This window comes from Caulobacter segnis, assembly GCF_031454995.1.
Taxonomy (GTDB): Bacteria; Pseudomonadota; Alphaproteobacteria; order Caulobacterales; family Caulobacteraceae; genus Caulobacter; species Caulobacter segnis_E.
The window spans coordinates 41,720-65,777 of the sequence record NZ_JAVDRV010000009.1 but is presented as its reverse complement, the minus strand read 5'-3'; the positions used below and the strand labels follow the sequence as shown (position 1 = coordinate 65,777).

Here is a 24,058-nt window from a genome sequence, read left to right as displayed (position 1 = left end):
CGCCATGCGACACGAGAAAGCGACCCGCCTGTTGGACTTGGCCCGGATGCTGGCTGGATCCGCGGAAGGGATGACCCTGGATGAGATGGCCCAGGCCCTGGATGTAGGCCGCCGGACCGCGGAGCGGATGCGGGACGCCGTCTGGGCGGCATTTCCGCAGATGGAGGCGATCGACGATCCGCCAACCAAGCGATTCCGCATTCCCTCCGGCCTGGACGGCGTGTTTCAAACCCCGACGGCCGAAGAGCTGGCCGCCCTGCGCTCGGCGGCCGACAACTACAAGGCGTCCGGCGCCGACACGCGCGCGGCTTCTCTCTATGCTCTGGAGGCCAAGCTGCTGGCCGCCTTGCGCGGCTCCGCGCGCCGACGGGTCGCGCCGGACGTCGAGGCCCTGGTACAGGCCGAGACCATCGCCGTTCACGCCGGTCCGCGGCCGTTCGAGGACGCGGCGGTGCTGTCGACCATCCGCAATGCGATCAAGGGGCTACAGGCCCTGTCGTTCCGCTACGAAGGCGGCAGCACGCCGGGGCGAACGCGCGAGGTGACGCCCCTGGGCGTCCTGTTCGGCCGCAGCAACTATCTGGTGGCGATGGAGGGCAAGGGCGGCAAGCCGCGGTCGTGGCGGCTGGACCGGATGAGCGACCTGACGCTGCTCGACAAGCCGGCGTCGCCGCCCGAGGATTTCTCGCTGCAGGCCTTCGCCGACGAGAGTTTCGGCATCTATCACGACGAGATCCAGGACGTGGTTCTTCGCATCAAGAAGAGCCGCGCCGAGGACGCGCTGCGCTGGCGCTTCCACGCGACTCAGCGAGTGACGCGGGAGGCCGAAGGCTCTGTGTTGGTCACCTTCCGCGCCGGCGGCATGCGCGAGCTTTCCTGGCACCTCTTCACCTGGGGCGGCGACATCGAGATCGTTGGGCCACCGGTCCTGAAGGACATGATGGTCCAGGAGCTGCGCGAGGCTGGCCGCGCGCACGGGGCGTGGTAGGGACGGGGATGAACTACCGCCACGCCTTTCACGCCGGCAATTTCGCCGACCTGCACAAGCACACGATCCTGCTGGCCATTCTCTCGGCCTTGCAGGCGGAAAGCGACGCGCTGGCGGTTATCGACACCCATGCCGGCGCGGGCGCCTATGATCTTTCCGGCGAGATGGCGCGACGCTCGGGCGAGGCCCAGGCGGGGATCTTCCGTCTGAAGGCGGCGAGCGACGCGCCGGCGGTGTTCGGGCCCCTGCTGGCGGCGGTCCTCAAGATCAACAGCGGCCAGGAGGGCGATCTCTATCCGGGCTCGCCGCTGCTGATCGCGCGCGCGCTCCGCAAGACCGATCGCTACGCCGGCTGCGAACTGCGGCCCGACGACATGAGCTTGCTCGCCAAGACGCTGGCGCCCTACGCCAACGCTCAGGCCCTGGAAGCCGACGGCTACGCCACCGCCGCCGGCCAGGCGGGCAGGGGCGGGCGGGCCTTCGTGCTCATCGACCCGCCGTTCGAGCGCCCGGACGACTATGCGCGGATCGTGGAGACCACGCGCGCCGTTCTCAAGCGCGCGCCAGACGCGGTTCTCGCGATCTGGCTGCCGCTCAAGGACCTCGAGACGTTCGACGCCTTCCTGCGCGCGATGGAAACCGTCACCCCAAATAGCGTAGGGGGGGGCTTGCTAGTCGCCGAGCTTCGTCTCCGGCCTCTCACGGACCCGATGAAGATGAACGGCAGCGCGATGGTGATGGTCGGGGCGCCCACGGGTGTCGAGGCGGCGGCGGCCGAGGCTGGCGACTGGATCGCCGCGCGGCTTGGCGAGCCTGGCGGCCGCTCGCGCGTCTGGCGGGCCTGACTTGAGGCTCAAGGCGGCCCCCAGCTTGGCTGAAGCCCTGCCGGTCTGGCTCAAGATTGGCCTGCTGGGCTTTGGCGGCCCCGCCGGCCAGATCGCCCTTCTGCATAAAGAGATCGTCGAGACCCGCGACTGGGTCGACGAGGATGAGTTCGCGCGGGCCCTGAGCTTCTGCATGCTTCTGCCCGGCCCCGAGGCTCAGCAGCTGGCGACCTGGCTGGGCTGGCGGCTGCACGGAATCCGCGGCGGCGTTGCGGCGGGGTTGCTGTTTGTCCTGCCGGGTCTCCTGGTGATGCTGGGCCTATCGGCCCTGTACGTCGCGCACGGGCGTTCGGACTGGGCCGCGCCGGTGCTGCTGGGGCTGAAGGCGGCGGTGGTCGCGCTGGTGCTGCAAGCCCTGCTGAAGATCGGCAAGCGCGCTGTGAAGGACGGGCTGACGGCCTTCGTCTGCGGCGCGGCCTTCATGCTGCTGGCCTTCACGACCATCCCGTTTCCGTTGGTGGTCCTAGGCGCGGGCGTGCTGGGCTGGCTTGTGGCCAAGGACGAGGCCGAACCGATCGCCGCGCCCGCGACGCCAGCGAAGGGGCAGGGGCGCGTGGCGCTGACATGCCTGGCGCTGTGGCTCGCGCCGATTGGCCTAGCCTGGCTGCTGGCGCCGGGCTCGACCTTGGCTTGGATGGGCCTGACGTTTGGCGGTCTGGCGGCGATCAGCTTCGGCGGCGCCTATGCGGCCTTGGCCTATCTGGGGCAGGCGGCGTCCGCGTTCGGCTGGCTGACGGCGACCCAGATGCTGGATGGCCTGGGACTGGCCGAGACGACGCCGGGCCCGCTGATCCTGGTGTTCGTCTTCGTCGGCTTCGTCGGCGCCTTCCAAACCGCCGCGCCGGACTGGGCCTGGCTCTTGGCCGTGCTGGGCGGGTTGATGGCGGCTTGGACCACCTTCGCGCCGTCGTTCTTGTGGATATTCGCGGGCGGACCGCTGTTCGAGCGCTGGGGGCGTCGCGCGCGCCCGTCTCGCGCCCTGGCCCTGATCTCGGCGGCCGCTGTCGGGGTGATCGGCCAATTGGCGCTATGGTTCACCCTGCACCTGCTGTTTCGCTCGGGCCAAACGCTTGAGGCCGGGCCTCTACGGGTCTTGCTGCCGGATCCGGGAAGCCTCGACCTCGCCGCCCTTGGGCTGACGGCGCTCGCGCTCATGCTGGCCAGCCGCCTGCCAATGCTGGCGATGATCGCGGCCCTGATCGTCGCCAGCGTGCTGCTGAAAGCCGCCGGCCTGGGTTAATATAACATAATTATTTTCGCGCTTGCGAACGAGAATTCCGTGTTATGCTGCGACGCACAAAATCGCGGTAGCCAGGAGCGCCCCCATGGTTTCCTCGTCCTCTTTCGTCCCTGAGTTCAAAGCCGACAAGATCGAGCCCGACCTGGCCCCCCGCTTCGTGGTCGGCGCGGCTTCGCCCCTATGGTTGATGTTTGGCGGCGCCGCCGCCGCCGGAGCGGCCTACTGGTGGTGGGCGTCGCGTTGGCGCGAGGCCGTGAACCTGGAAGCTGTCCTGGCCCTGACGCCGGAGCCCGTCGCTCCGGCCGCGGAGGCCGAGGAGACTCTACTGACCACGCCGGAGCCGGTGGCGGAAGCCGTGGCCGAGGCGGTCGAGACGGCGGAGGTCTTGCTGGACGCCGTCGAGGAGACCGTCGACACGATGGCCGAAGCGTCAAACGCTTTGATCGAGGCCGCCAACGACGCGACGCTGAACGTGGTCGACGTGACCGCCGAAGCCGTGGTCGAGCTCGAGGCGGAAGCCGAGCCGCCGATCTCCGAAGCCCTGGCCGCCGAAGCTCCGCCCGCCGAACCTCTCGCCGCTGAATCCGCGCCGGACGCGACCTTGGCGGAGATGGAGGCCGTGTCCGAGGCGCTGGTCGCCGGCGCCGACGACCTGACGCGCCTGGTCGGCGTGGGGCCCAAGCTGGCGGCGTCGCTGGCGGAACTGGGTGTCACGACCTTCGGTCAGATCGCGGCTTGGACCCCCGAGGAACTGGCCGATATCGACCTGAAGCTGGGCCTGAAGGGCCGCGCCGAACGCGACGCCTGGATCGCTCAGGCCAAGCGCTTCGCCGCCGCCGTTGAAGCCGCCGCCGTCTAGTCCAAGGTCGGCCGCCGCCGCTCCATCACCAGGATCGGCGACCCCCTGTAGCTGGCGTGGGTCTTCACGCGGAAGCCGACCTTGGTCGCCAGCGCGATCGAGGGCGCGTTCTCCACATTGATGATGCAGGGCACGACCGGCGGCGCGAGGGCCTCGTCGATCCAGGCCAGGCCGGCTCGCACGGCCTCGGCGCCAAAGCCTTGGCCATGCGACCAGGCCGCCAATACCCAACCCATCTCCGGCAGGTCGTGGAGGCTGGGCTCAAGTTCGCGCCGCAGGTCCGCGAAGCCGACCTCGCCGACATAGCGTCCGGTCGAGGTCTCGCGCACGGCCCAGTAGCCGTAGCCCAGCACTTCCCAAAGACCGCGCGCTCGCATCAGGCGCGTCCAGCTCTCCTCCTCGGTGAACGGTCGACCTCCGACATGGCGGGTCACCAGAGGATCGGCCCACATGGCGCGGCTCTCCTCGAAATCGGGCAGGGTCGGCGGTGAGAGGGTCAGGCGCGCGGTGGTCAGTGTCGGAGCGGGCATCGGCGTGGGGTTTGCGGAAAGGATGCGCCGCAAGCTACACGGACAAGTTCTCCAGGAAAGACCCCATGACCTCGCCCGCCGACGCGATCGCCGCCCGCCGCAAGCTGACCAACAAGCTGATCGCCGCCAAGGACGCCGCGCGCCTGAGGCCCTTCTTCGATCCACGCGTCACGCTGATCGCGGGCGACGGCTCGCTGCTGCTGGGCGCCGAGGACGTCCTGGCGGCGTTCGCGGGTCAGTTCGCCGAAAGGGGTTTCGTCGCCTATGTCCGCGCGACCGAGGACATCGCGTTGAACGCGGACGGGACACGCGCCGCCGAGCGCGGCCGTTGGGTCGGCTCCTGGAAGGACGCGCCCGAGCAGTCGGGGACCTATCTGGCCACCTGGAAGAAGGTGACGGGGCAGTGGGTGATCGAGAACGAGCTGTTCGTGACGCTGGCGTGACCAGCGAGGCTGGACGCAGCGGCATGACTCGGAATTAATTTCGCCACTTTGGGCGGCGGCCTTACGCCTTCGTCCTCCAAATAGGTTCCGGGGAGGAAGAGCCATGCTCAATCGCCGTCAGATGATGTTCGCCTCCGCCGCCGCGGGTTTCGCCGCGACCGGCGGTCTGCCGTCCATGGCCCTGGCCCGCGAGGGCGAGGTCGCCAAGCTGAACGCCCTGTTCGACGAGGCCATGGCGCTGCAGCTGCGCCAGTCTCCCGAGACGGCCACCGGTCTTGGCCTCGATAGCGGCGACCTGGCCTGGACCAAGGGGCTGCTGAGCGACCGCTCGTTCAGCGCCATCGAGGCCGGCGCGGCCACCACCAGCAAGCAACTGGCCGCCCTGCGCGCGATCGACCGCCGCGCTCTCAACGGCATGGACGCGGTGAACTACGACACGGTCGAGTTCGTGCTGTCCGTCCAGGACGAGGGCAACAAGAAGTTCACCTACGCCGGCGGCGGCTCTGGCGCGCCTTACGTGCTGAGCCAGCTGACCGGCAGCTACCAGTACATGCCGGACTTCCTCGACACCCAGCACAGCATCGAGACCAAGGCCGACGCCGACGCCTACCTGTCGCGGATGGAGGGTTTCGCGCGCCTGATGGACCAGGAGACGGCGATCGCCAAGCGCGACATCGCCGACGGCGTGATCCCGCCGGACTTCATCATCGACAAGGCCCTGATCCAGATGCGGGCCTTCGCGGGCACGCCCACCGCCGAAGCGCCGTTGGTCAAGTCGATCGCGCGCCGGACCAAGGACAAGAATATCGCCGGCGACTGGGCGGCCGAGGCCTCGAAGATCTACGAGAACTCCGTCCTGCCGGCGCTGAAGCGCCAGATCGCGCTGATGGAGAGCATCCGTCCCAAGGCCACGCACGACGCGGGCGTTTGGCGGCTGAAGAATGGCGCGGACTACTACGCCCTGTCGCTGAAGAACTACACGACGGCGACCCTGACCCCCGACGAGATCCACCAGTTGGGTCTCGACATGGTCAAGTCCATCGAGGCCGAGGCCGACAAGCTGTTCAAGAAGATCGGCATGTCGAAGGGCACGGTCGGCGACCGGATGCGCAAGCTGGGCGAGGACTTCTATCCGAACACCGACGAGGCCAAGGAACAGCTGATCCGGGACCTCAACGAAAAGGCCAAGTGGATCGAAAAGCAGCTGCCGGCCTATTTCGGCCAGCTGCCCAAGGCGCCGCTGGAAATCCGCCGCGTGCCCAAGGCCATCGAGGCCGGCGCGCCGGGCGGCTACTACAACTCGCCCTCGCTGGATGGAAAGCGCCCGGGGATCTACTGGATCAACCTGCGCGACACCAAGGAGCAGGCCAAGTACACCCTGACCACGCTGACGGTGCACGAAGGCGTTCCGGGCCACCACCTGCAGCTGTCGCTGTCCAACGAGGCCAAGGGCCTGCCCATGATCCGCAAGATCATCGGCTTCTCGGGCTATGCCGAGGGCTGGGCGCTCTATTCGGAGCAACTGGCCGTCGAGATGGGCATCTACAAGAACGACCCGCGCGGCCAGATCGGCATGCTGCACGACGCCCTGTTCCGCGCCGTGCGCCTGGTGGTCGACACCGGCATGCACCACAAGAAGTGGAGCCGCGAGCAGGCCATCAAGTACATGGCCGAGACGATGGGCGACGAGGAAAGCGGCGCGACCACCGAGATCGAGCGCTACGTCGTGTGGCCGGGCCAGGCCTGCAGCTACATGATCGGCAAGATCGTCTTCCTGCGCGCTCGCGCCAAGGCCCAGAAGGCGTTGGGCAAGACGTTCGACATCCGCGAGTTCCACGACGCGGCCCTGCTGTCGGGCATGACGCCGCTGACCGTGCTGGAGCGTGTCGTCGACAACTACATCGTCGCCAAGGGCGGCAAGGCCTAGGACAATCCGGCGCTCCTCCTCCTTTGGGGGAGGAGCGTTCTTCTATCCCCAGCTCTCCGACGCGCCGGCGCGTCGCGCCACGGCGCGGACGGGCGTGCTGATCCGCAAGGCTGGAGCGGGCTTCTCGGCGGCCTTGCCGTAGAGCCAACCCTGGGCGAAGTCGACGCCGGCGCTCCGGACGATATCCTCGACTTCAGGCGTCTCGACCATCTCGGCCACGGTGCGGATCTTCAGATCCCGGCACATCTGCACCAGGTGGCGGACCATGGCCCCGTCGCGGCTGTTGTCGGCCAGTTCGCGGACATAGCGTCCGTCGATCTTCACGATGTCCAGGTTCAGCTGCTGCAGGTAGGCGAACGAGGCCGAACCGGCCCCGAAGTCGTCCAGGCACACCATCGAGCCCATCGAGCGCAGCGCCTGGATGTTCTGGTTGGCGTAGGGCAGATCGTCGATCGCCGAGGTCTCGGTGATCTCGAAGATGAGGCGGCCCTTGACCTCGTCGAAGCGGGCCAACAGGCGATCGATATGGTCGACAAAGGTCTCGCTGACGATCGTGCGCCCCGAGATGTTCACCGCCAGCTTCAGCTTGCCTTCGTAGTCCTTGGCCAGGCGCTTGATCACCTGTTCCACCACGACCTTGTCGAGCTCCTCGATCAGGTCGAACTCCTCGGCCATGCGGATCATGGCGAAGGGGCTGGCGCCATCCTCGAAGCGCACCAGCGCCTCGTGGTGATGGGCCTGTCCCGTCGCGAGCGTCACCACCGGCTGGAAGGCCAGGTTGAAGCGGCGCTGGGTGATGACCGCGCTCAGGGCTCCGGCCTGGGCCAGGGTGCGCTTGACCGAGCGGTTCATCGCGTCGGTGAGATTGGCGGGCGGGCCATCCTTCAGCCCAGCGCGCAGGAAGTCGTCCAGCGCGTAACGCAGGGCCCGCAGAGCGCGCGACGGCGGCGCGCTATTTTCCAGCGGCACGACGTGGGCGGTGGCCTCGGCGCTGACGATCCGGCTCAGGCGCTTCAGCATGTTGTCGGATTGATCGTCGCGCGACCGCACGAGCGCGAAACGGTCCTGCGACAGGTGCGTGGCGGCCGAGCCGCCGTGGGACTCCGCCCGCATCGCGCCGGCGACCCGGACATCCAGCTCGGCGGCTTCGCTGGGGGAGAGGCCGTCGCGCATGGCGCCCAGCCCGGCGAACTCGATCATCGCCAGCTCCAGCTCCATGCCGGTAGCCCGCGCGGCCTCGAAGAGGCCCTTGGCGATATCGTCGAACGACTCGCGTGGCTGCAGTTCTCCGGGCTTCAGCGCCGGGGCGGAAGCCTGGGCGACGGTCACCGCGCAGGAGATGCGGCCCTCGTTCTCGGGGAGCGCGCGCAGGATGACCCCGACATGCCGCGTATCATCATCGGCCAGGCGCAGGACGATGGGGCCGCGACGCTGGCCGTCTTCCGCGGACGCCAGCACCGCGTCCATCAGGGGGCGGTCATCGGGATGGAAGAGACTCGTCCAGGACGCGCCCATCAACGCGGACTCGCTTCTGCCCATGATCCGTTGGGCCGCGCCCAACACGAGGCGCACTTGGCCTTCGCGCAATTCCACGAGGAGATCGGCGCTGGCGAAGGCGAGGCCCAACAGGCGACGTGGATCGATCGACAAAAGCGGCCTTCTCCAAGACTGTCCCGGAGGCTTCCACAATTGGCTTAAGGAGCGGTTGCCAACCCAGGGTTTAGGCGCTCGGTTCCAGCCCATTTTTCGCGCCGACGGATCGCTACGTCAGAAACGGACGTTTCCCCAAGAGAACATCTTGCGAACCTAGAACAAAGGCGGTACGCATTAAGGGTGTTCCACAGGTCGTTGTGACAGGGCGCTGTAAGCGCCGGGCGACCCACCGGAATCATGGGATAGAGGGCGGACCAACAATGACCAGTCAGGCGGCTTTGAAACTCGTGGCCAAGGAAGAAGGCGATAAGCAACGCGCGCTAGAGGCGGCTCTCGCCCAGATCGACCGCGCGTTCGGCAAGGGCTCGGTGATGAAGCTGGGCGAAAAGGGCAAGGTCGAGATGGAGTCTGTCTCCACCGGCTCGCTCGGCCTGGACATCGCGCTCGGCATTGGCGGCCTGCCCAAGGGGCGGATCATCGAGGTCTATGGCCCGGAAAGCTCGGGCAAGACCACCCTGGCCCTGCACGTCGTGGCCGAGGTCCAGAAGGCCGGCGGCACCGCCGCCTTCGTCGATGCCGAGCACGCGCTGGACCCGTCCTATGCGCACAAGCTTGGCGTCAACCTCGATAGCCTGCTGGTGTCGCAGCCCGACAACGGCGAGCAGGCGCTGGAGATCACCGACACCCTGGTGCGTTCGGGCGCTGTCGACATCGTCGTGATCGACTCGGTGGCGGCGCTGACGCCCAAGGCCGAAATCGAAGGCGAGATGGGCGACAGCCTGCCGGGTCTGCAGGCCCGCCTGATGAGCCAGGCGCTGCGCAAGCTGACCGCCTCGATCAACAAGGCCAACACCATCGTCATCTTCATCAACCAGATCCGTCACAAGATCGGGGTGATGTACGGCAGCCCGGAGACGACCACGGGCGGCAACGCGCTGAAGTTCTACGCCTCGGTGCGCCTGGACATCCGCCGCACCGGCTCGGTGAAGGTCCGGGACGAGATCATCGGCAACAACGTCCGCGTGAAGGTCGTGAAGAACAAGGTGGCCCCGCCGTTCCGCGAGGTCGAGTTCGACATCATGTACGGCGAGGGCATCTCCAAGCTTGGCGAGGTGATCGACCTGGGCGTCAAGGCCGGCATCATCGAGAAGGCCGGCTCGTGGTTCTCGTACGGCAGCCAGCGCATCGGCCAAGGCCGCGATAACGTCCGCGAGTTCCTGAAGAACAATCCGGACATCGCTGGCGGCATCGAAGCGGCCGTCCGCAAGTCGTCGCAGAAGATCGAGGAAGAGCTTCTGGTCGGCGGTCCGGAGGAGGGCGACGAGGAGTAGTCCTCGCCTTCCAGGGTTTCGCGGCCCTCGCTAACAGCCTCGGGCGGTCCCCGCCTTCAACACGCCCGCGGCGCCACCGCCGCGACGGCCGCGATCAGGCCGCCTGGACCCCATGCCAGGCGGCCTACTCTTTTGGGCGTTGGACGTCGCAAAGATCAGACCCCTCTCCCAGAGGGAGAGGGCGGGGCCCGCCGCGAAGCGGTGGGTGGGTGAGGGGTTATGTGGTCTGATGGCGTGTCGGCGCTTCACCCAATGCTGGGCTTCCTCGCCGGCCTTTCTCGCCGAGAAAGGGAGCGTCACCTAACGACCCATTGGCGTCAGCTTTCGACCCGTTGCGGACGTCACCGTGTTCCGCAATGCTGGGTCGAGCTTGGATTGAAGGTCGCCATGCGTGTGCCGCGCTCTGCCGGATAGTCGGATGGATTTTGGTCTGTCCACTTATCGTGGCGGCGGTTGCTCTGCCTTTCGTCGCAATCGCGATAGTCGTTTTGGATCTCTGGATCGGGTCAAGCACGACCGTCTATTCCGTGTCACGATCACCAGACGGTCGACACGAGGCGCGCGTCGAATTCAGCGATTGTGGCGCAGCCTGCTCCTTTCGACGTGACGTTGTAGTCCGACGTGTCGGCGTTCCGTTTTCCGACTGCATGGCCTTCACGGTCCATGGAGAATGGCCGCTGTCGCTTCGATGGTCGGACAACGCACACTTGTTGATTGGAGACCCCGCACCATCCAACGAGCGACGCTCAAAAGCCGAAAGCTGTGGGGCGGTGAACATTGCGGTCCGGCCCAGCGCCTAAAGTCCGCACACCACCCATCTCGGAACTTCCCGCAGTCCAGGCCACGCCCTTTTCCGCGTCCCAATACGCCCCCATCTGCGAGTCGGTTTCCCCTTCGCTAAAAACCGCGCTATGCAGCGCGCGACTCCCGGCCGCTCGCCGGATGCTTAAGACTTGAGACGCTCATGCCCAGCTTGAACGAGATCCGCGGTACGTTCCTCGACTACTTCGGCAAGGCCGACCACGCCGTGGTGCCGTCCGCGCCGCTGGTGCCGCAGAACGATCCGACCCTGCTGTTCGTCAACGCCGGCATGGTGCCGTTCAAGAACGTCTTCACGGGCGCCGAGACGCCGGCGCATCCGCGCGCGGCCAGCTCGCAGAAGTGCGTCCGCGCCGGCGGCAAGCATAACGACCTCGACAATGTCGGCTACACCGCCCGTCACCACACCTTCTTCGAGATGCTGGGCAACTTCTCGTTCGGCGACTACTTCAAGGAACAGGCGATCCACCACGCCTGGACCCTGCTGACCCGCGAATTCAAGCTGCCCAAGGAGAAGCTGCTGGTCACGGTGTACCACACCGACGACGAAGCGGCGGACCTGTGGAAGAAGATCGCCGGCCTGTCGGACGACAAGATCATCCGCATCCCGACCAGCGACAATTTCTGGTCCATGGGCGACACCGGTCCCTGCGGCCCGTGTTCGGAAATCTTCTACGACCACGGCCCGTCGATCGCCGGCGGCCCTCCGGGCAGCCCCGATGAAGACGGCGACCGCTTCATCGAGATCTGGAACCTCGTCTTCATGCAGTTCGAGCAGCTGGCGGGCGGCGAGCGCGTGTCGCTGCCCAAGCCCTCGATCGACACCGGCATGGGCCTGGAGCGGGTCGCGGCCGTGCTGCAGGGCGTCCACAACAACTACGACGTCGATCTCTTCAAGGCCCTGATCTCCGCCAGCGTCGAGCTGACGGGCGTCAAGGCCGAGGGCGATCAGGCGCCGTCGCACCGGGTCATCGCCGACCACCTGCGCTCGTCGTCGTTCCTGTTGGCGGATGGCGTCTCGCCCTCGAACGAAGGTCGCGGCTACGTCCTGCGCCGGATCATGCGCCGGGCCATGCGCCACGCCTATCTGCTGGGCGCGCAAGAACCCCTGATGCACCGCCTGGCTCCGACCCTGGTCGCCGAGATGGGCCAGGCCTATCCGGAGCTGCGCCGGGCCGAGGCCTCGATCGTCGAGACCCTGCGCCAGGAGGAAGAGCGCTTCCGCACGACCCTGGGTCGCGGCATGGGCCTGCTGGACGAGGCGACCGCGAACCTGGCCGCCGGCGGCGTGCTGGATGGCGAGACCGCCTTCAAGCTCTACGACACCTATGGCTTCCCGCTCGACCTGACCCAGGACGCGGTGCGGGCCAAGGGCCTGACCGTCGACACCGACGGCTTCGACGCGGCCATGCAAAAGCAGCGCGAAATGGCGCGCGCCAACTGGGCCGGTTCGGGCCAACAGGGCGCCGCCGCGGCCTGGTTCGCGATCAAGGAAAAGAACGGCGCCACGGATTTCGTCGGCTACGAGACCACGGAGACGACCGGCGTCGTCCAGGCGATCGTCGTGGACGGCGCCGAGGTCCAAAGCGCGACCGGCGGCACGACCGTCGAGGTCCTGCTGGACCGCACCAGCTTCTACGCCGAGAGCGGCGGTCAGGCGGGCGACCAGGGCGTGATCGAAGCCAATGGCCGCGAGAACCGGGTCATCGACACCCAAAAGCAGGCCGGTGAGCTGTATGTTCACCGTGTCGAGCTGTCGGGCGAGTTGAAGGTCGGCGATCAGGTCGTGGCCTCGGTCGACGCCGAGCGCCGTCACACGACCCGCTCGAACCACTCGGCCGCCCACCTGGTGCACGCCGCCCTGCACCATGTGCTGGGTCCGCACGTTGCTCAGAAGGGCCAGATGGTCGACGGCGAGCGCATGCGCTTCGACTTCAGCCACGGCGGCCCGCTGACGCCCGAGGAGCTCGACAAGATCGAGGCCGAGGTCAACGCGGTCATCCGCCAGAACGTCCCGGCCGAGACCAAGGAGATGGCCCCGCAGGAGGCCATCGAGGCCGGCGCCGTGGCGCTGTTTGGCGAGAAATACGGCGACAGCGTCCGCGTGCTGACGCTGGGCAAGTCGCTGACCGACGAGGCCAAGGCCTATTCGGTCGAGCTGTGCGGCGGCACCCACGTGGCTCGCACCGGCGACATCGCCCTGTTCAAGATCGTCTCGGAGCAGGGCGTCGCCGCTGGCGTGCGCCGCATCGAGGCCCTGACCGGCGAGGCGGCCCGCCGCTTCCTGCTGGACCAAGCGGGCGTGGCCAAGTCGCTGGCCGACCAGTTCAAGACCCCGGTCGCCGAGGTCGCCTCGCGCGTCGACGCCCTGATCGCCGATCGTAAGCGCCTCGAAAAGGAACTCGCCGAGGCCAAGAAGCAGCTCGCGCTGGGCGGCGGCGGCGCGGCCTCGGGTCCGGAAGACGTCAATGGCGTCGCCCTGATCGCCCGTGTCCTGGACGGCGTCGGCGGCAAGGAGCTTCGCGGCGTCGCCGAGGAGTTCAAGAAGCAGCTGACCTCGGGCGTCGTCGCCCTGGTTGGCACCTCCGACGGCAAGGCCGCTGTCACGGTGGCGGTCACCGCCGACCTGACCGGCAAGTTCAGCGCCGCCGATCTGGCCAAGGCCGCCGTGATCGCCATGGGCGGGCAGGGCGCCGGCGGCAAGGCCGACTTCGCCCAGGGCGGCGCGCCCGACGACAGCAAGGCCGAGGAAGGCCTCGCGGCGGTCAAGGCGGCCCTGGCCGGCTGAGCCGACGCGGTCGACGACTAGACCGAAGGGGACGCTCCAAAGGCGTCCCCTTTTTCATGTCCGGGCGAGATCACGACTTCAGGAACGCCGAGAGCTTGTTGCCGTCCGGATCGCGGACATAGGCCAGATAGTAGCCGTCGCCGTAGTGAGGACGGGGGCCTGGCGGGCCCGCGCAGGAGCCCCCGTGAGTCATGGCCGCCGCGTGAAAGGCGCCGACCTGGTCTTGGGTGCTGGCCGTGAGCCCGACCATGACCCCGTTCCCGGCCTGGACGGGCAGTCCGTTCTCCGGGCTGCAGATCAGGATCGTCGCGTGGTCGGGATCGGGGCCATAGCCGATCCAATGCTCTTGCCGCCATAGCCGGGCGTGTCCCAACGCGCCCAGCACCGCGTCGTAGAAGGCTTGGGCGCGGTCGCCGTCGCTCGCGCCGATCGTGATGTAGCTGATCATCGGGCGTCCTCCCGGCCCAAGGCTAGATCGCCCTCCTGACAGATCGCGTCAGCAGTCGCCGCCGCCTCGGACATGACCGAGTGGTGTCCAGGCCCTCTTGGAGGTCGACCAAGGGCGCGCGGCGAAAGGCCTGAAAGGCGCCCGTACGCTATCCGCTTGACGGGGACATGGATCGAGCCTCAATTGAGTTACATATGTAATCCGGAGGCGAGGGTGTCCCTGTTCACATCCATGCGGCGGCTGGCGGCCGTGGGTCTGGTTTTGGCGCTCGGCGCCTGCGAGCGGGAGGTCGCCAGGACGCAGGTCCATTTCGCGCCGCCATCCCTGTGGCGTGTGGCCGTGGTCGAGGATTCCGGCGGTCGATCCGGCGCCGTGGACGTCTGCGCCAACCCGGAGCTGATCGCCTCGTTCTCCCGCGTCGAGCCGCGCATCAACGGTTTGCCGTGCGAGCCGGTGGGCAAGCCCGCCAAGAATAACGCCAACGAACGCATCGCGCGCTGCGAAGTGGGCGGCGCGATGTACGGGCTCTACGTCACGACGACGCGACGGGCGCACGACGACTTCACCGTTCGCTTCGCGCTGCAGCCCTTGCGGGACGCCGGCGGCAAGATCGTCCAGGCGCGACGCTATCAGAGGCTGGGGTCTTGTCCGGCGGGTTGGTCCTCGGGCGATCAAGGGCCTGCGGGCGGCCGGCCGACCTCGAACCTCCTAAGCGGTAATAAGCTGGCGTCGTGACGGCCGTCAGAGGCGGTTCGGCGCCAGCAGCAGGAAGGCCAGCGCCAAGGTGACCATGGCCGCCGCCGTGGTCAGGGCCACGGTGCGCGCCGCGCCCCGGGCGAAGACATCGTAGGCCCGGGTCTGGATGAAGACGCTGACGGCCGTGGGCGCGGCGGCCAGCAGGGTCGCGCCCGCGCGGAAGGCTGGCGGCGCTGGCGTCAGGCCGATGGCCAGCCAGGCCAGAACCGGAAACAACGCGAGCTTGGCGACGGCCGCCGTGACGACGGGACCATTGTGGGGCGTCGCTTCGCCCTCGGCTTCACGAAGGCCCAGCGCCGCGCCGAGCGCGACGAGACCGACGGGGCTGCCCGAGGCGGCGGCCAGGCCAAGGGCGCGGTCCAGCGCCTCTGGCGGCCGTAGGTCCAGCAGGGCGAGTGTGACGCCGGCGACAGCGGCCGCGACGACGGGATTGCGGAAAGCTTGCAGGATCGAGCGCCACACCGAGCGTCCCGCCGCCCAGCCGAGCAAGCCCACGCCAGCGGCCGACAGGATCACGAAATCGACCGCGATGACGCCCGCCGCCAGCCGAGCGGTCTCGGCGCCGAGCACGGCGGCGGTGATCGGCAGGGTCAGGAAGGCGCTGTTACCGACACCGCTAGCGATGCCCGCGCCCGCCAGCTCGGCCTTGGTCCAGCCCAGCGCCCGGCCAAGGATGACGACCGTCGCCATGACCACCAGACCCACGACGGCGTAGGCCGCCAAGCCCGCCGCCAGATCGGGCCCGGGACGACCCAGTCGCGACAGCGAGTGGATCAGGAGGGCCGGAAAGCCGATCCAGTAGACATAGGCCGACAGGCCGCGCGCCTGGTGAGCGTCCAGCAGGCGCAGCCGGCTCAGGGCCAGTCCGGCTCCGACCAGCAGGAAGAACGGCCAGACGCGGGCCAGGACATCGGCGACGAGAGCGATCAAGAACGGAACCTCTCAGCCCTGGCGCTCGTCGGCGGGCAGTCGGATGTGAACCAGCTTCCAGGTGAACAGCGCCCGGCGCTCGAATGTGAACACCGTCGTCTTGCGACGCGCCTCGGGACGCCCCACCGCGATGCGCACGCGGTTCGGATCCCAGTAGACAATGGTGGGGTGGGGGCCCTTGATGGCCCGCTTGAACGCTTCGCCCGACGATGGTTCGGTCGGCGCCGCGCCCGGCGGATAGCCGCGCGTCAGGGCGTTGAAGCCGGATACCGTCAGATAGCGGTCGACCTTGGGCTCGGGTGGCGCGAGGGGCTCGACGGCCTTCTTGAAGACACCCATTGGATCGCGCCAGATCGAGGGCGCTTCCGGCTTGGCCGCCGGCGCGTCGGCGACGAGCTGGGCCGTCAGGCCGCTTCGGACGGCGGGGAAATCAACCAGTTCGCCGATCGCCTGGACGTCCTCGTACTGGGCCGCCGCCTTCAACGCCCGGAACGCGAACCAGGGCGCGGAGACGAAGGCGGCGGCGAACACGAAGATCGCCAGCACGATCAGATCCCAGATCCGCTTCTGCAGGGTCATGAGGCCTCCGAAAGGTCAGGAGCGCTTAGACCGCCTTCGCCGCCGGCCGTCCACAACGAAAAACGCCCCCGAGGGTATCGGGGGCGTTCTCGCGATCATCTTCGCTCGAGGCGAAGGTTAGGCCGCGGCCATGGCCTTCTTCAGGTTCTCGTCGATCTTGTCGAGGAAGCCTTCGGTGGTCAGCCAGCCTTGCTTGTCGCCGACGAGCAGGGCCAGGTCCTTGGTCATGTAGCCGCTCTCGACGGTGTCGACGCAGACCTTTTCGAGCGTGGCGGCGAAGTTGGCCAGCTCGGTGTTGTTGTCGAGCTTGGCGCGGTGGGCCAGGCCACGGGTCCAGGCGAAGATCGAGGCGATCGAGTTGGTCGACGTGCTCTCGCCCTTCTGATGCTGGCGATAGTGACGGGTGACCGTGCCGTGGGCGGCTTCGGCTTCCACCGTCTTGCCGTCCGGCGTCATCAGCACCGAGGTCATCAGGCCCAGCGAGCCGAAGCCCTGGGCGACGATGTCCGACTGCACGTCGCCGTCGTAGTTCTTGCAGGCCCAGACGTAGCCGCCCGACCACTTCAGCGCCGAGGCGACCATGTCGTCGATCAGGCGGTGCTCGTAGTGGATGCCCAGGGCCTTGAACTTGTCGGCGTATTCGGCGTCGTAGACTTCCTGGAAGATGTCCTTGAAGCGGCCGTCATAGGCCTTGAGGATCGTGTTCTTGGTCGACAGGTAGACGGGGTACTTGCGGTTCAGGCCGTACGCGAACGAGGCGTGGGCGAACTCGCGGATCGACTCGTCGAGGTTGTACATCGCCATGGCGACGCCCGAGCCGGGAGCCTTGTACACTTCGTGCTCGATGGTCTGGCCGTCCTCGCCGACGAACTTGATCGTCAGCGTGCCCTTGCCGGGGAACAGGAAGTCGGTGGCGCGGTACTGGTCGCCGAAGGCGTGGCGGCCGACGATGATCGGCTGGGTCCAGCCCGGCACCAGGCGCGGCACGTTCTGGCAGATGATCGGCTCGCGGAAGATCACGCCGCCCAGGATGTTGCGGATCGTGCCATTCGGCGATTTCCACATCTTCTTGAGATTGAATTCCTTCACGCGGGCTTCGTCCGGCGTGATGGTGGCGCACTTGACGGCGACGCCGTGCTTCTTGGTCGCGTTGGCCGCGTCGATCGTCACTTGGTCGTCGGTGGCGTCGCGATTTTCAACCGAAAGGTCGTAGTAATCCAGTTCCAAGTCCAGGTACGGGAAGATCAGCTTATCCTTGATGAGCTTCCAGATGATCCGGGTCATTTCGTCCCCGTCCATGTCGACGACGGGATTGGCGACTTTGATCTTGGCCATTGCGGGGCAGTTCCTCTGGCGGTGGCGCGCCTGGAGCGGCCTGGCGCACAGGGCCAGGACGCGGCGCGGACCGGCTGGCTATAGACTGTTGCGGGACGAGGGAAAAGCGGATCGGTTGACGCGCGGGCCTGGCTTCGATCGTTAAGTCCGTGGTTTTGGGTCGTTCGTGGCGCGGGGGCGCCAAGCGCGCGGCTTTTCGAAAGGCGCTTCGCGGCGCCGGCGTTGGCATTCAAAGCAAGACCGGCCCGCGGAAGCGACCGGCTCGGGGGCGCGGTGAACGGCAGTGCGGCAACGAACGGTCAGGTAACGCGGCCCTTGGCGCGTCGTTTGCTGACCATGGTCGCGATGCTGTCGATCGCGGTGACCGGCGTCGCGACCGCCGCCGCCTTCTTCTTCGTGCGCGACAGCGCGGCCGACACCCAGACCCAGCATCTGGCCGCCTATGTCGGCGAACGCGTCAAGACCGAGGACCGGCTGTTCTCGGACCTGGTGAAGGTCCACGACGCGGCGGCCGAAGCCCTGACACGCCGCCTGGCCGACGGCGGGCGCCCGGAGGACTTGGCCAGGTTCGATACCCTGTTCCCCGAACATGGCGACGGCACCCGCCGCTCGGCGCCGGGCCTGTTCGACGGCGCCAGGATCGGGGAGCGGTATGTCTATGGCGTCGGAGCCTACCTGCCGCGCGCCGCCATGCTGACAAGCGCCGAGAAGGCCCTGTACGTGGCCGCGCTCGATGTGGTGGCCGCCACCGGCGAGGCGCAGCTTCGACACTACGACAACTTCTACTTCTTCACGCCGGACTCTCGACTGGTGATGTTCGGGCCGCGTCGGGCCGACAAGCTGCGCTTCTATCGACGCGACGCTCCGCCCGACCTGAACATCGCCAGCGAGGAAATGACCCTCCTGACGCTGCCGAAGAACAATCCCGAGCGGCTCATGAAGTGCACCAAGCTGCGCCGGCTGATCTCGGACCCGACGGGCCGTCGGCTCACCGTCGCCTGCCTGACGCCGGTCTACCTGAAGGATCGGTTTGTCGGCGCCTTCGGGGCGAGCCTGTCGCTCGATTCCTATCTGCTGCGGGCGGTGGGCGACGCCCTCCCGGGCGGTCGCAACATGATCGTGGCCGACAATGGCGAGCTGATCTCCGCGCAGGGACTTTCGCGCAAGGGCGCGGTGGACGCCTTCGCCTTGCGCCGGTTCGAGGCCGACAGCGACCTCAAGCATCTGGTCCAGCGCATCCGGGCGCAAAACCGCGACGTGGGCGCGGTGCTGTCTCCGCGCGGCGACCGGTTGGTGGCCTATGGCCGCCTGGAGGAGCCGGCCTGGTGGTTTCTGATGACCTTCCCATCCGGCGACATTATCTGGTCGTCGCTGAAGACGGCGTCCTGGGTGCTGCTGTTCGGGTTTCTGGGCGTCCTGGCGCAGATTCTGCTGCTCTATCGCCTGACCGACCAGATGGTGGTCGCGCCGCTGCAGGACCTGGCCGAGGCTCAAAGGCTGGGCGATCCGTCGGCGGCGGCTCCGATCGAGGCGCGCGAGGACGAGATCGGCGCGTTGGCGCGCTCGCTGCGCGGCCAGCGGGATCGCAACGAAGAGCTCCTTCGGTCGCTGGAGGAGCGCGTCGCCGAGCGCACGGCCGAACTGCAGCGCGCCAACCAGGCCAAGTCCGTCTTCCTGGCCAATATGAGTCATGAGCTGCGCACGCCGCTCAATGGCGTCATCGCGATCGGCGACCGTTTGGCGGACGAGCCGGATCCGGCGGCGCGACGGGAGCTGGCCGCGCTGGTCACATCTTCCGGCCGATTGCTGGAACAGGTGCTCAGCGACATCCTGGATGTCTCGAAGATCGAGGCCGGCGAGTTCCAGCTGACGCTCGAGCCGTTCGACCTGACGCGGCTGGTCCACAGCATGGCCGAGCTTCACGCCGCGGCGGCCCAGGCCAAGGCCCTGACCTTACGCTGGTCGGTCGCGCCCGAGACGGCTGGAACGTACGAGGGCGACGCGGGGCGGATTAGCCAAATCCTCTCGAACCTCCTGGCCAACGCCGTGAAGTTCACGGACGCGGGCGAGGTGGCGCTGGACGTCGACCAGGTCGATGACGGCGTCCGCTTCACGGTCCGCGATACCGGTGTCGGCTTTGACGCGGCGGTGCGCGAGCGTCTGTTCAAGCGTTTCGTCCAGGCCGACCAGTCCATCACCCGCCAGTACGGCGGCACCGGGCTTGGCCTGTCCATCTGCGCGACCCTCGCCGCGAAGATGGGCGGGTGGATCGGCGCCGACGGCGAGCCTGGACGAGGCGCGCGCTTCGAGGTGGTCCTGCCCCTGTCGCGCTGCGACGCTCTTCCGACCGAGGCCGAAGAGGCGGGCGAAACGGTCTCGCTCGAAGGGTTGCGGGTGCTGGTGGCCGAAGACCATCCGACCAATCGCAAGGTCGTCGAAATTGTCCTGCGGCCTTTCGGCGTGGACATGACCCTGGTCGCCGATGGCGAGGCGGCGTTGGCCGCGCTGGACGAGAAGCCGTTCGACGCGGTGCTGATGGACATGCAGATGCCGGTGATGGACGGGCTGTCGGCTACCCGCGCCATCCGCGCGCGAGAGGCGGCGTCGGGCGCGCGCCCCATGCTGGTGATCATGCTGACCGCCAACGCCATGGAGGACCATGTCGCCGCGGCCCATGCCGCGGGGGCTGATCTGCACTTGGCCAAGCCGTTGCATCCTGGGCAGCTGATCGAGGCGCTGGCGCGCGCCCGGCGCGGCTAGAAGGACCGCAGCACGGTTCGCCCCGCCTCGGCGATGATCGCTTCGCGCGCTGTCGTGTCGGCGGTGGAGCTGGACAGAAAGACCGCCAGGGCTATGCGGCGGCCGTCCTTCAGCGCGATCAGGGCCACCGCGTGGCTCTCGGCGGTGACGCCAAGGTCGGGCCGGGCCGAACCCGCCGTCTGCCAGATGTTCGCCCCCTGGGGCAGCACCGAGGTCAGATAGCCAGGATCGTTTCCCAGCAGAAGGCGAGGGTCGGCGTTCGCGAAGGCTTCGCGCGTGTTGAACGTTTCGAGGAGCCGAACCAAGCCCACGGGCGAGGCCGTGTCGCGAGGATCGGCCGCGCGTTGTCGAGCCGCAGCGGCGCGCCTGTCGGCGGGGACGTTCGCCAAGGCGCGGCGCCAGGCGCCGTCGCCTTTCCAGGCGGCGCGGAACGAGGCCAGCCCCGCCGCCTCGGTCTCGACCTGGCGGCGATACCGGTCGACCGAGATTCCGCCCATCTGCCGTACGCCCAGCCATCCGTTGACGGCGCCAGGGCCGCCGATCCGCTTGGTCAGAAGGTCGAGCGCGGTGTTGTCGCCGGCCCGCGCCAGCGTCTCCAACTCCGCCACCGTGTAGGATGCTCGACCCGGCCAGGCGTCGGCCACCGCGCTGGGCGGCGGCGAGAGGTCGACGTCGCGGACCGAGATCGTCTCGTTCGGGTCCAGCTGGCCGGTCGCCCGCTCGGCCATCACCGCCGCCAGGACCGGGACACGCGCGGCCGCGCCCAGCACGAAGGGGCGATCGCCGTTGAAGCCCCAGATCTGGCGCGTGCCCAGATCCTCGGCCGCGACGCCCAGCAAGGCCGGCGCGGCCCGGTCCGCGATGGGCAGGATCGCCTTCTGCAAGCCCTTCGGATCCATGGCCGGCTCTTCCTGGCCCAGCATCGGTTTCTCTCCGCAAGCGGCGAGAATGGGCAGGGCGGCGAGGGTGGTCAGGAAGGCGCGGCGTGACATCCCCGCTAAACGCGGCCGTGGCGGTTCGGCTGCTTGCCCTCTTGCATCCGGCGGTCTGTCGGCGGCAAAGGGTGCGGATGACCGACGAAAACCCGTCCGCCTCGGCGCGGCCCGCGCCGCCCTGCGTGATCCTGAACGAACCCCAGCTGGCCGAGAACATTGGCGCGGTCGCGCGGGTCATGGCCAATTTCGGTCTCTATGACCTTCGCCTGGTGCGGCCGCGCGATGGCTGGCCGCAGGAGCGCGCCTGGGCCAGCGCGTCCGGCGCCAGCTGGCCGCTGGACGACGCCAAGGTGTTCGACAGCCTGGAGGCGGCGATCGCCGACCTGAAGCTGGTCTACGCCACCACGGCCCGCCCGCGCGAAACGCGCCTGCCGGTCTACACGCCGCGCGAAAGCGCCGCCCACCTGGCCGAGGAAGTCGCCCTGGACCGCAAGGTCGGCCTGCTTTTCGGCGGCGAGCGCGCGGGCTTGGAGACCCACGACATCGCCCTGTGCCAAGCCATCGTCTCGATCCCGATCGACGAACGCTTCCGCTCGTTGAACCTGGCCCAAGCCGTGTCGATCAACGCCTACGAATGGAAGATGACCCAGGACGACCGGCCCTGGAAGAAGTTCGAGCTGAACGTCGAGGAGCCCGCCGACCAGGCGACGCTGCTGGGTCTTTACGAGCATCTCGAGGACGAACTGGAGAAGGCCGGCTTCTACCATCCGCCGGAGAAGAAGCCGTCGATGGTCCGCAACCTGCGGGTCCCGCTGGCTCGGGCCCGACTGAGCGACCAGGAGGTCCGCACCTTCCGGGGCGTGATCACCGCGCTCAGCAAGGGGCGCGGCCGGGTTCTGGCCAAGCTGGCGGAGAAGGCGGCCAAGAAGCCGGTTCCTTAAGGAGCGGGGCGGGCGCCGGATTTGACCTGGATCATCCGCCGCCGGATTGGCGAGGCGCAAGCTGGCTTCAGCGTTCAACCAGGAGCCACTCCATGAACCCAGACGCCATCACTCTCGTCGTCGTGGCCGACGGCCGTCGCGCCCGCCTTCTCGAACAGCCGCGCATCGACGGTCCGCTGCATGACCGTCCCGAATGGCTGGCCGACGTGAAGGAACATCACGATCACGCCGCGCCCAGCCACATCACCCACTCGGGCGACGCGCGCGACCGGGCTGAAAAGGCTTTCCTGACGGATCTCGCCAAGCGGCTGGAAGGCCTCGCCGGCAAGCATCACTTCGACCAGGTCGTCCTGATCGCGCCGCCGCGCGCGCTGGGGCATCTGCGCGAAGCTCTGTCGCCGAACCTGGCCAAGAAGGTCGTTGGCTCGGATCCGCACGAGCGGGTCGACGCCACCATCATCACGCTGGAAGCCGCGGTGCACGCCGCGCGCTACGCCCAAGCGGCCTGATACGCGCCCGGCGGCTCCCCGGGAGCGGTAGACGGGAGGCGAGCGGTCTTGCGCCGTTCGTCTTTCCCGCGTTCACTCACTCGAACAAGTGTTTGGGGAGGGAGCCATGAACCGTCGGGAGCTGTTGGCCATGGCTGGCGCGGCGAGTTTCGCGCCGGGTCTTCAGGTTCACGCCGCCGCGCCGACAAACGCGACGGCGGCGCGCGACGCCTATCTCTACGCCCTGCCGCTGATCGAGATGGCGACCACCCGCGCGCGGATGCTGAAGGCGCCGGGTGCCGCCATCAACAAGTTGGATCACACCCGGACCCTGGCGGACCACACGTCCCGGCGCGTAACCACGCCCAACAACGACACCCTCTACTCCTGGACTTTCCTGGACCTGACGCGGGGACCCGCGACCCTGACCATCCCGCCGATGGGCGAGCGCTACTATTCGGTGGCGGTGATGGACATGTTCACCAACAACAGCGTCGTGCTGGGAACGCGCACGATCGGCGGGGAGGGCGGGACCTTCACCCTGGTTGGGCCGGGACAGGTTGCCAGCGGACCCAATCCGACCCGCGTCGCCACGACGCACGCGTGGCTGCTGCTGCGGGTGCTGACCGACGGGGGCGAAGACCTCGCCGCCGCGCACAAGGCGCAGGATGGTTTCCAGCTGAAGGGCCCGACAGCCGCGCCCGTGCCGACCTACGCCGCGCGGGACGCCGCGCCAGACGCCTATTTCGCCTCGGCCCGCGCGCTGTTGGCCAGTGATCCGGCGCCCCCGAGCGACCTACGGATCCTGCGCCGCGCGGCTCCGTTCTTGGGCGCTGGACCTTTCGACGCCGCCAGCGCGGCCGAGGGTGTCGACGAGGCGCGGCTGATTACCATGTTCGCCAGGGGACGGCAGACCTTCACCGACGGCTGGGCCTATCCGCGTCCCAATCTCGGCGACTACGGTCAGGACTATCTCTATCGCGCCATCGTCGCCCTGCAGGGGCTGGGCGCGCTGCCGGTGGCCGAGGCGATGTACATGAAGGCGGCGGGCGACGACGGGGCGGGGACCTTCACCGGCGATGGCCTCTATCGACTGAGCCTGCCCGCGCGCTTGCCGCTGGACGGCTTCTGGTCGCTGTCGATGTACGAGGCCACGAGCGACGGGCAGTTCTTCTTCACCGACAACCCGCTGGGTCGCTACACGATCGGCGACCGCACGCGGGGCCTGAAGCGCGACGCCGACGGCTCTCTCGACATCTGGATCGGTCGGTCCGATCCCGGCGGCGAGCGTTCGGCCAACTGGCTTCCAGCGCCCAAGGCTGGGCCGTTCGCCTTGTACCTTCGCGCCTATCTGCCGAAGGCGGAGCTGCTGGACGGCCGTTTCCGCCTGCCGCCGATCGTGAAGGCTTGATCGGGGCTCGACC

General features: G+C 68.1%; 20 protein-coding genes and 1 pseudogene. 13 read left to right on the top strand and 8 right to left on the bottom strand.

What is annotated here, in order from left to right; genetic code table 11:
- The first annotated feature begins 4 nt into the window (after nucleotides 1–4).
- From J2728_RS21465 to phaH, 4 genes are all read left to right on the top strand, one after another.
- Nucleotides 5–988, top strand: a complete 984-nt coding sequence (locus tag J2728_RS21465; protein WP_310002217.1) for a helix-turn-helix transcriptional regulator — start codon at nucleotides 5–7, stop codon at nucleotides 986–988.
- Between the two features lie 8 nt (nucleotides 989–996).
- Nucleotides 997–1,833 (top strand): 23S rRNA (adenine(2030)-N(6))-methyltransferase RlmJ, encoded by an 837-nt coding sequence (gene rlmJ / locus J2728_RS21460; protein WP_310002216.1) that lies wholly within the window; start codon nucleotides 997–999, stop codon nucleotides 1,831–1,833.
- A 1-nt stretch (nucleotide 1,834) separates the two neighbouring features.
- Complete coding sequence (gene chrA / locus J2728_RS21455) at nucleotides 1,835–3,112, top strand: chromate efflux transporter (RefSeq protein WP_310002215.1); 1,278 nt, start codon at nucleotides 1,835–1,837, stop codon at nucleotides 3,110–3,112.
- An 85-nt stretch (nucleotides 3,113–3,197) separates the two neighbouring features.
- A complete protein-coding gene (phaH, locus tag J2728_RS21450) occupies nucleotides 3,198–3,971 on the top strand; it encodes a phasin PhaH (RefSeq protein WP_310002214.1) in 774 nt (257 codons plus the stop codon).
- Here the strand turns inward: phaH and J2728_RS21445 are convergent.
- The gene (locus J2728_RS21445) at nucleotides 3,968–4,501 is read right to left on the bottom strand and encodes a GNAT family N-acetyltransferase (protein ID WP_310002213.1); all 534 of its coding nucleotides are present in this window, start codon (nucleotides 4,499–4,501) and stop codon (nucleotides 3,968–3,970) included. The genes phaH and J2728_RS21445 overlap by 4 nt on opposite strands.
- Nucleotides 4,502–4,566: 65 nt before the next feature.
- Between J2728_RS21445 and J2728_RS21440 the strand changes: the two genes are divergently transcribed.
- Together J2728_RS21440 and J2728_RS21435 are read left to right on the top strand one after the other, a co-directional pair.
- A complete protein-coding gene (locus tag J2728_RS21440) occupies nucleotides 4,567–4,944 on the top strand; it encodes a nuclear transport factor 2 family protein (protein WP_310002212.1) in 378 nt (125 codons plus the stop codon).
- A 103-nt stretch (nucleotides 4,945–5,047) separates the two neighbouring features.
- On the top strand, nucleotides 5,048–6,871 hold the full coding sequence (locus J2728_RS21435) for a DUF885 domain-containing protein (RefSeq protein ID WP_310002211.1): 1,824 nt from the start codon (nucleotides 5,048–5,050) through the stop codon (nucleotides 6,869–6,871).
- Between the two features lie 42 nt (nucleotides 6,872–6,913).
- Here the strand turns inward: J2728_RS21435 and J2728_RS21430 are convergent, their stop codons facing one another.
- Entirely contained in the window at nucleotides 6,914–8,521 is a 1,608-nt protein-coding gene (locus J2728_RS21430) for an EAL domain-containing protein (RefSeq protein ID WP_310002210.1), read from the bottom strand.
- A gap of 263 nt (nucleotides 8,522–8,784) precedes the next feature.
- Here J2728_RS21430 and recA point away from each other — a divergent pair, with 263 nt between their 5' ends.
- Nucleotides 8,785–9,855, top strand: a complete 1,071-nt coding sequence (gene recA, locus J2728_RS21425) for a recombinase RecA (RefSeq protein WP_310002209.1) — start codon at nucleotides 8,785–8,787, stop codon at nucleotides 9,853–9,855.
- Between the two features lie 158 nt (nucleotides 9,856–10,013).
- On the opposite strand, the pseudogene J2728_RS21420 reads toward recA, so the two are convergent.
- Nucleotides 10,014–10,100 (bottom strand): annotated as a pseudogene (locus tag J2728_RS21420) (hypothetical protein); the annotation flags it as partial.
- Nucleotides 10,101–10,819: 719 nt separating this feature from the next.
- On the opposite strand from J2728_RS21420, the gene alaS reads away from it, so the two are divergent.
- Entirely contained in the window at nucleotides 10,820–13,462 is a 2,643-nt protein-coding gene (gene alaS / locus J2728_RS21415) for an alanine--tRNA ligase (RefSeq protein WP_310002208.1), read from the top strand.
- 70 nt (nucleotides 13,463–13,532) lie between these two features.
- Here the strand turns inward: alaS and J2728_RS21410 are convergent, their stop codons facing one another.
- Nucleotides 13,533–13,910, bottom strand: a complete 378-nt coding sequence (locus J2728_RS21410) for a VOC family protein (RefSeq protein WP_310002207.1) — start codon at nucleotides 13,908–13,910, stop codon at nucleotides 13,533–13,535.
- Nucleotides 13,911–14,123: 213 nt separating this feature from the next.
- Between J2728_RS21410 and J2728_RS21405 the strand changes: the two genes are divergently transcribed.
- Nucleotides 14,124–14,645 (top strand): hypothetical protein, encoded by a 522-nt coding sequence (locus J2728_RS21405; protein ID WP_310002206.1) that lies wholly within the window; start codon nucleotides 14,124–14,126, stop codon nucleotides 14,643–14,645.
- A 6-nt stretch (nucleotides 14,646–14,651) separates the two neighbouring features.
- On the opposite strand, the gene J2728_RS21400 is transcribed toward J2728_RS21405, so the two are convergent.
- The 3 genes from J2728_RS21400 to J2728_RS21390 form a co-directional block, all read right to left on the bottom strand.
- Nucleotides 14,652–15,596 carry an AEC family transporter gene (locus J2728_RS21400; protein ID WP_310002204.1) on the bottom strand — a complete coding sequence of 315 codons (945 nt, stop codon included), beginning with the start codon at nucleotides 15,594–15,596 and terminating at the stop codon, nucleotides 14,652–14,654.
- A 12-nt stretch (nucleotides 15,597–15,608) separates the two neighbouring features.
- The gene (locus J2728_RS21395; RefSeq protein WP_310002202.1) at nucleotides 15,609–16,175 is read right to left on the bottom strand and encodes a DUF2939 domain-containing protein; all 567 of its coding nucleotides are present in this window, start codon (nucleotides 16,173–16,175) and stop codon (nucleotides 15,609–15,611) included.
- A gap of 117 nt (nucleotides 16,176–16,292) precedes the next feature.
- A complete protein-coding gene (locus J2728_RS21390; protein ID WP_310002201.1) occupies nucleotides 16,293–17,510 on the bottom strand; it encodes an NADP-dependent isocitrate dehydrogenase in 1,218 nt (405 codons plus the stop codon).
- A 336-nt stretch (nucleotides 17,511–17,846) separates the two neighbouring features.
- On the opposite strand from J2728_RS21390, the gene J2728_RS21385 reads away from it, so the two are divergent.
- Nucleotides 17,847–20,270, top strand: coding sequence for an ATP-binding protein (locus tag J2728_RS21385; RefSeq protein WP_310002331.1), 2,424 nt, complete (start codon nucleotides 17,847–17,849; stop codon nucleotides 20,268–20,270).
- Here J2728_RS21385 and J2728_RS21380 read toward each other — a convergent pair.
- Complete coding sequence (locus tag J2728_RS21380) at nucleotides 20,267–21,262, bottom strand: serine hydrolase (RefSeq protein ID WP_310002200.1); 996 nt, start codon at nucleotides 21,260–21,262, stop codon at nucleotides 20,267–20,269. The genes J2728_RS21385 and J2728_RS21380 overlap by 4 nt on opposite strands.
- 77 nt (nucleotides 21,263–21,339) lie before the next feature.
- Here J2728_RS21380 and J2728_RS21375 point away from each other — a divergent pair, with 77 nt between their 5' ends.
- The 3 genes from J2728_RS21375 (at nucleotide 21,340) to J2728_RS21365 (ending at nucleotide 24,045) form a co-directional block, all read left to right on the top strand.
- A complete protein-coding gene (locus J2728_RS21375; protein ID WP_310002199.1) occupies nucleotides 21,340–22,146 on the top strand; it encodes an RNA methyltransferase in 807 nt (268 codons plus the stop codon).
- Nucleotides 22,147–22,238: 92 nt separating this feature from the next.
- A complete protein-coding gene (locus J2728_RS21370; RefSeq protein ID WP_310002198.1) occupies nucleotides 22,239–22,655 on the top strand; it encodes a host attachment protein in 417 nt (138 codons plus the stop codon).
- Nucleotides 22,656–22,761: 106 nt separating this feature from the next.
- Nucleotides 22,762–24,045, top strand: coding sequence for a DUF1254 domain-containing protein (locus J2728_RS21365; protein WP_310002197.1), 1,284 nt, complete (start codon nucleotides 22,762–22,764; stop codon nucleotides 24,043–24,045).
- The last annotated feature ends 13 nt before the right edge of the window (nucleotides 24,046–24,058 follow it).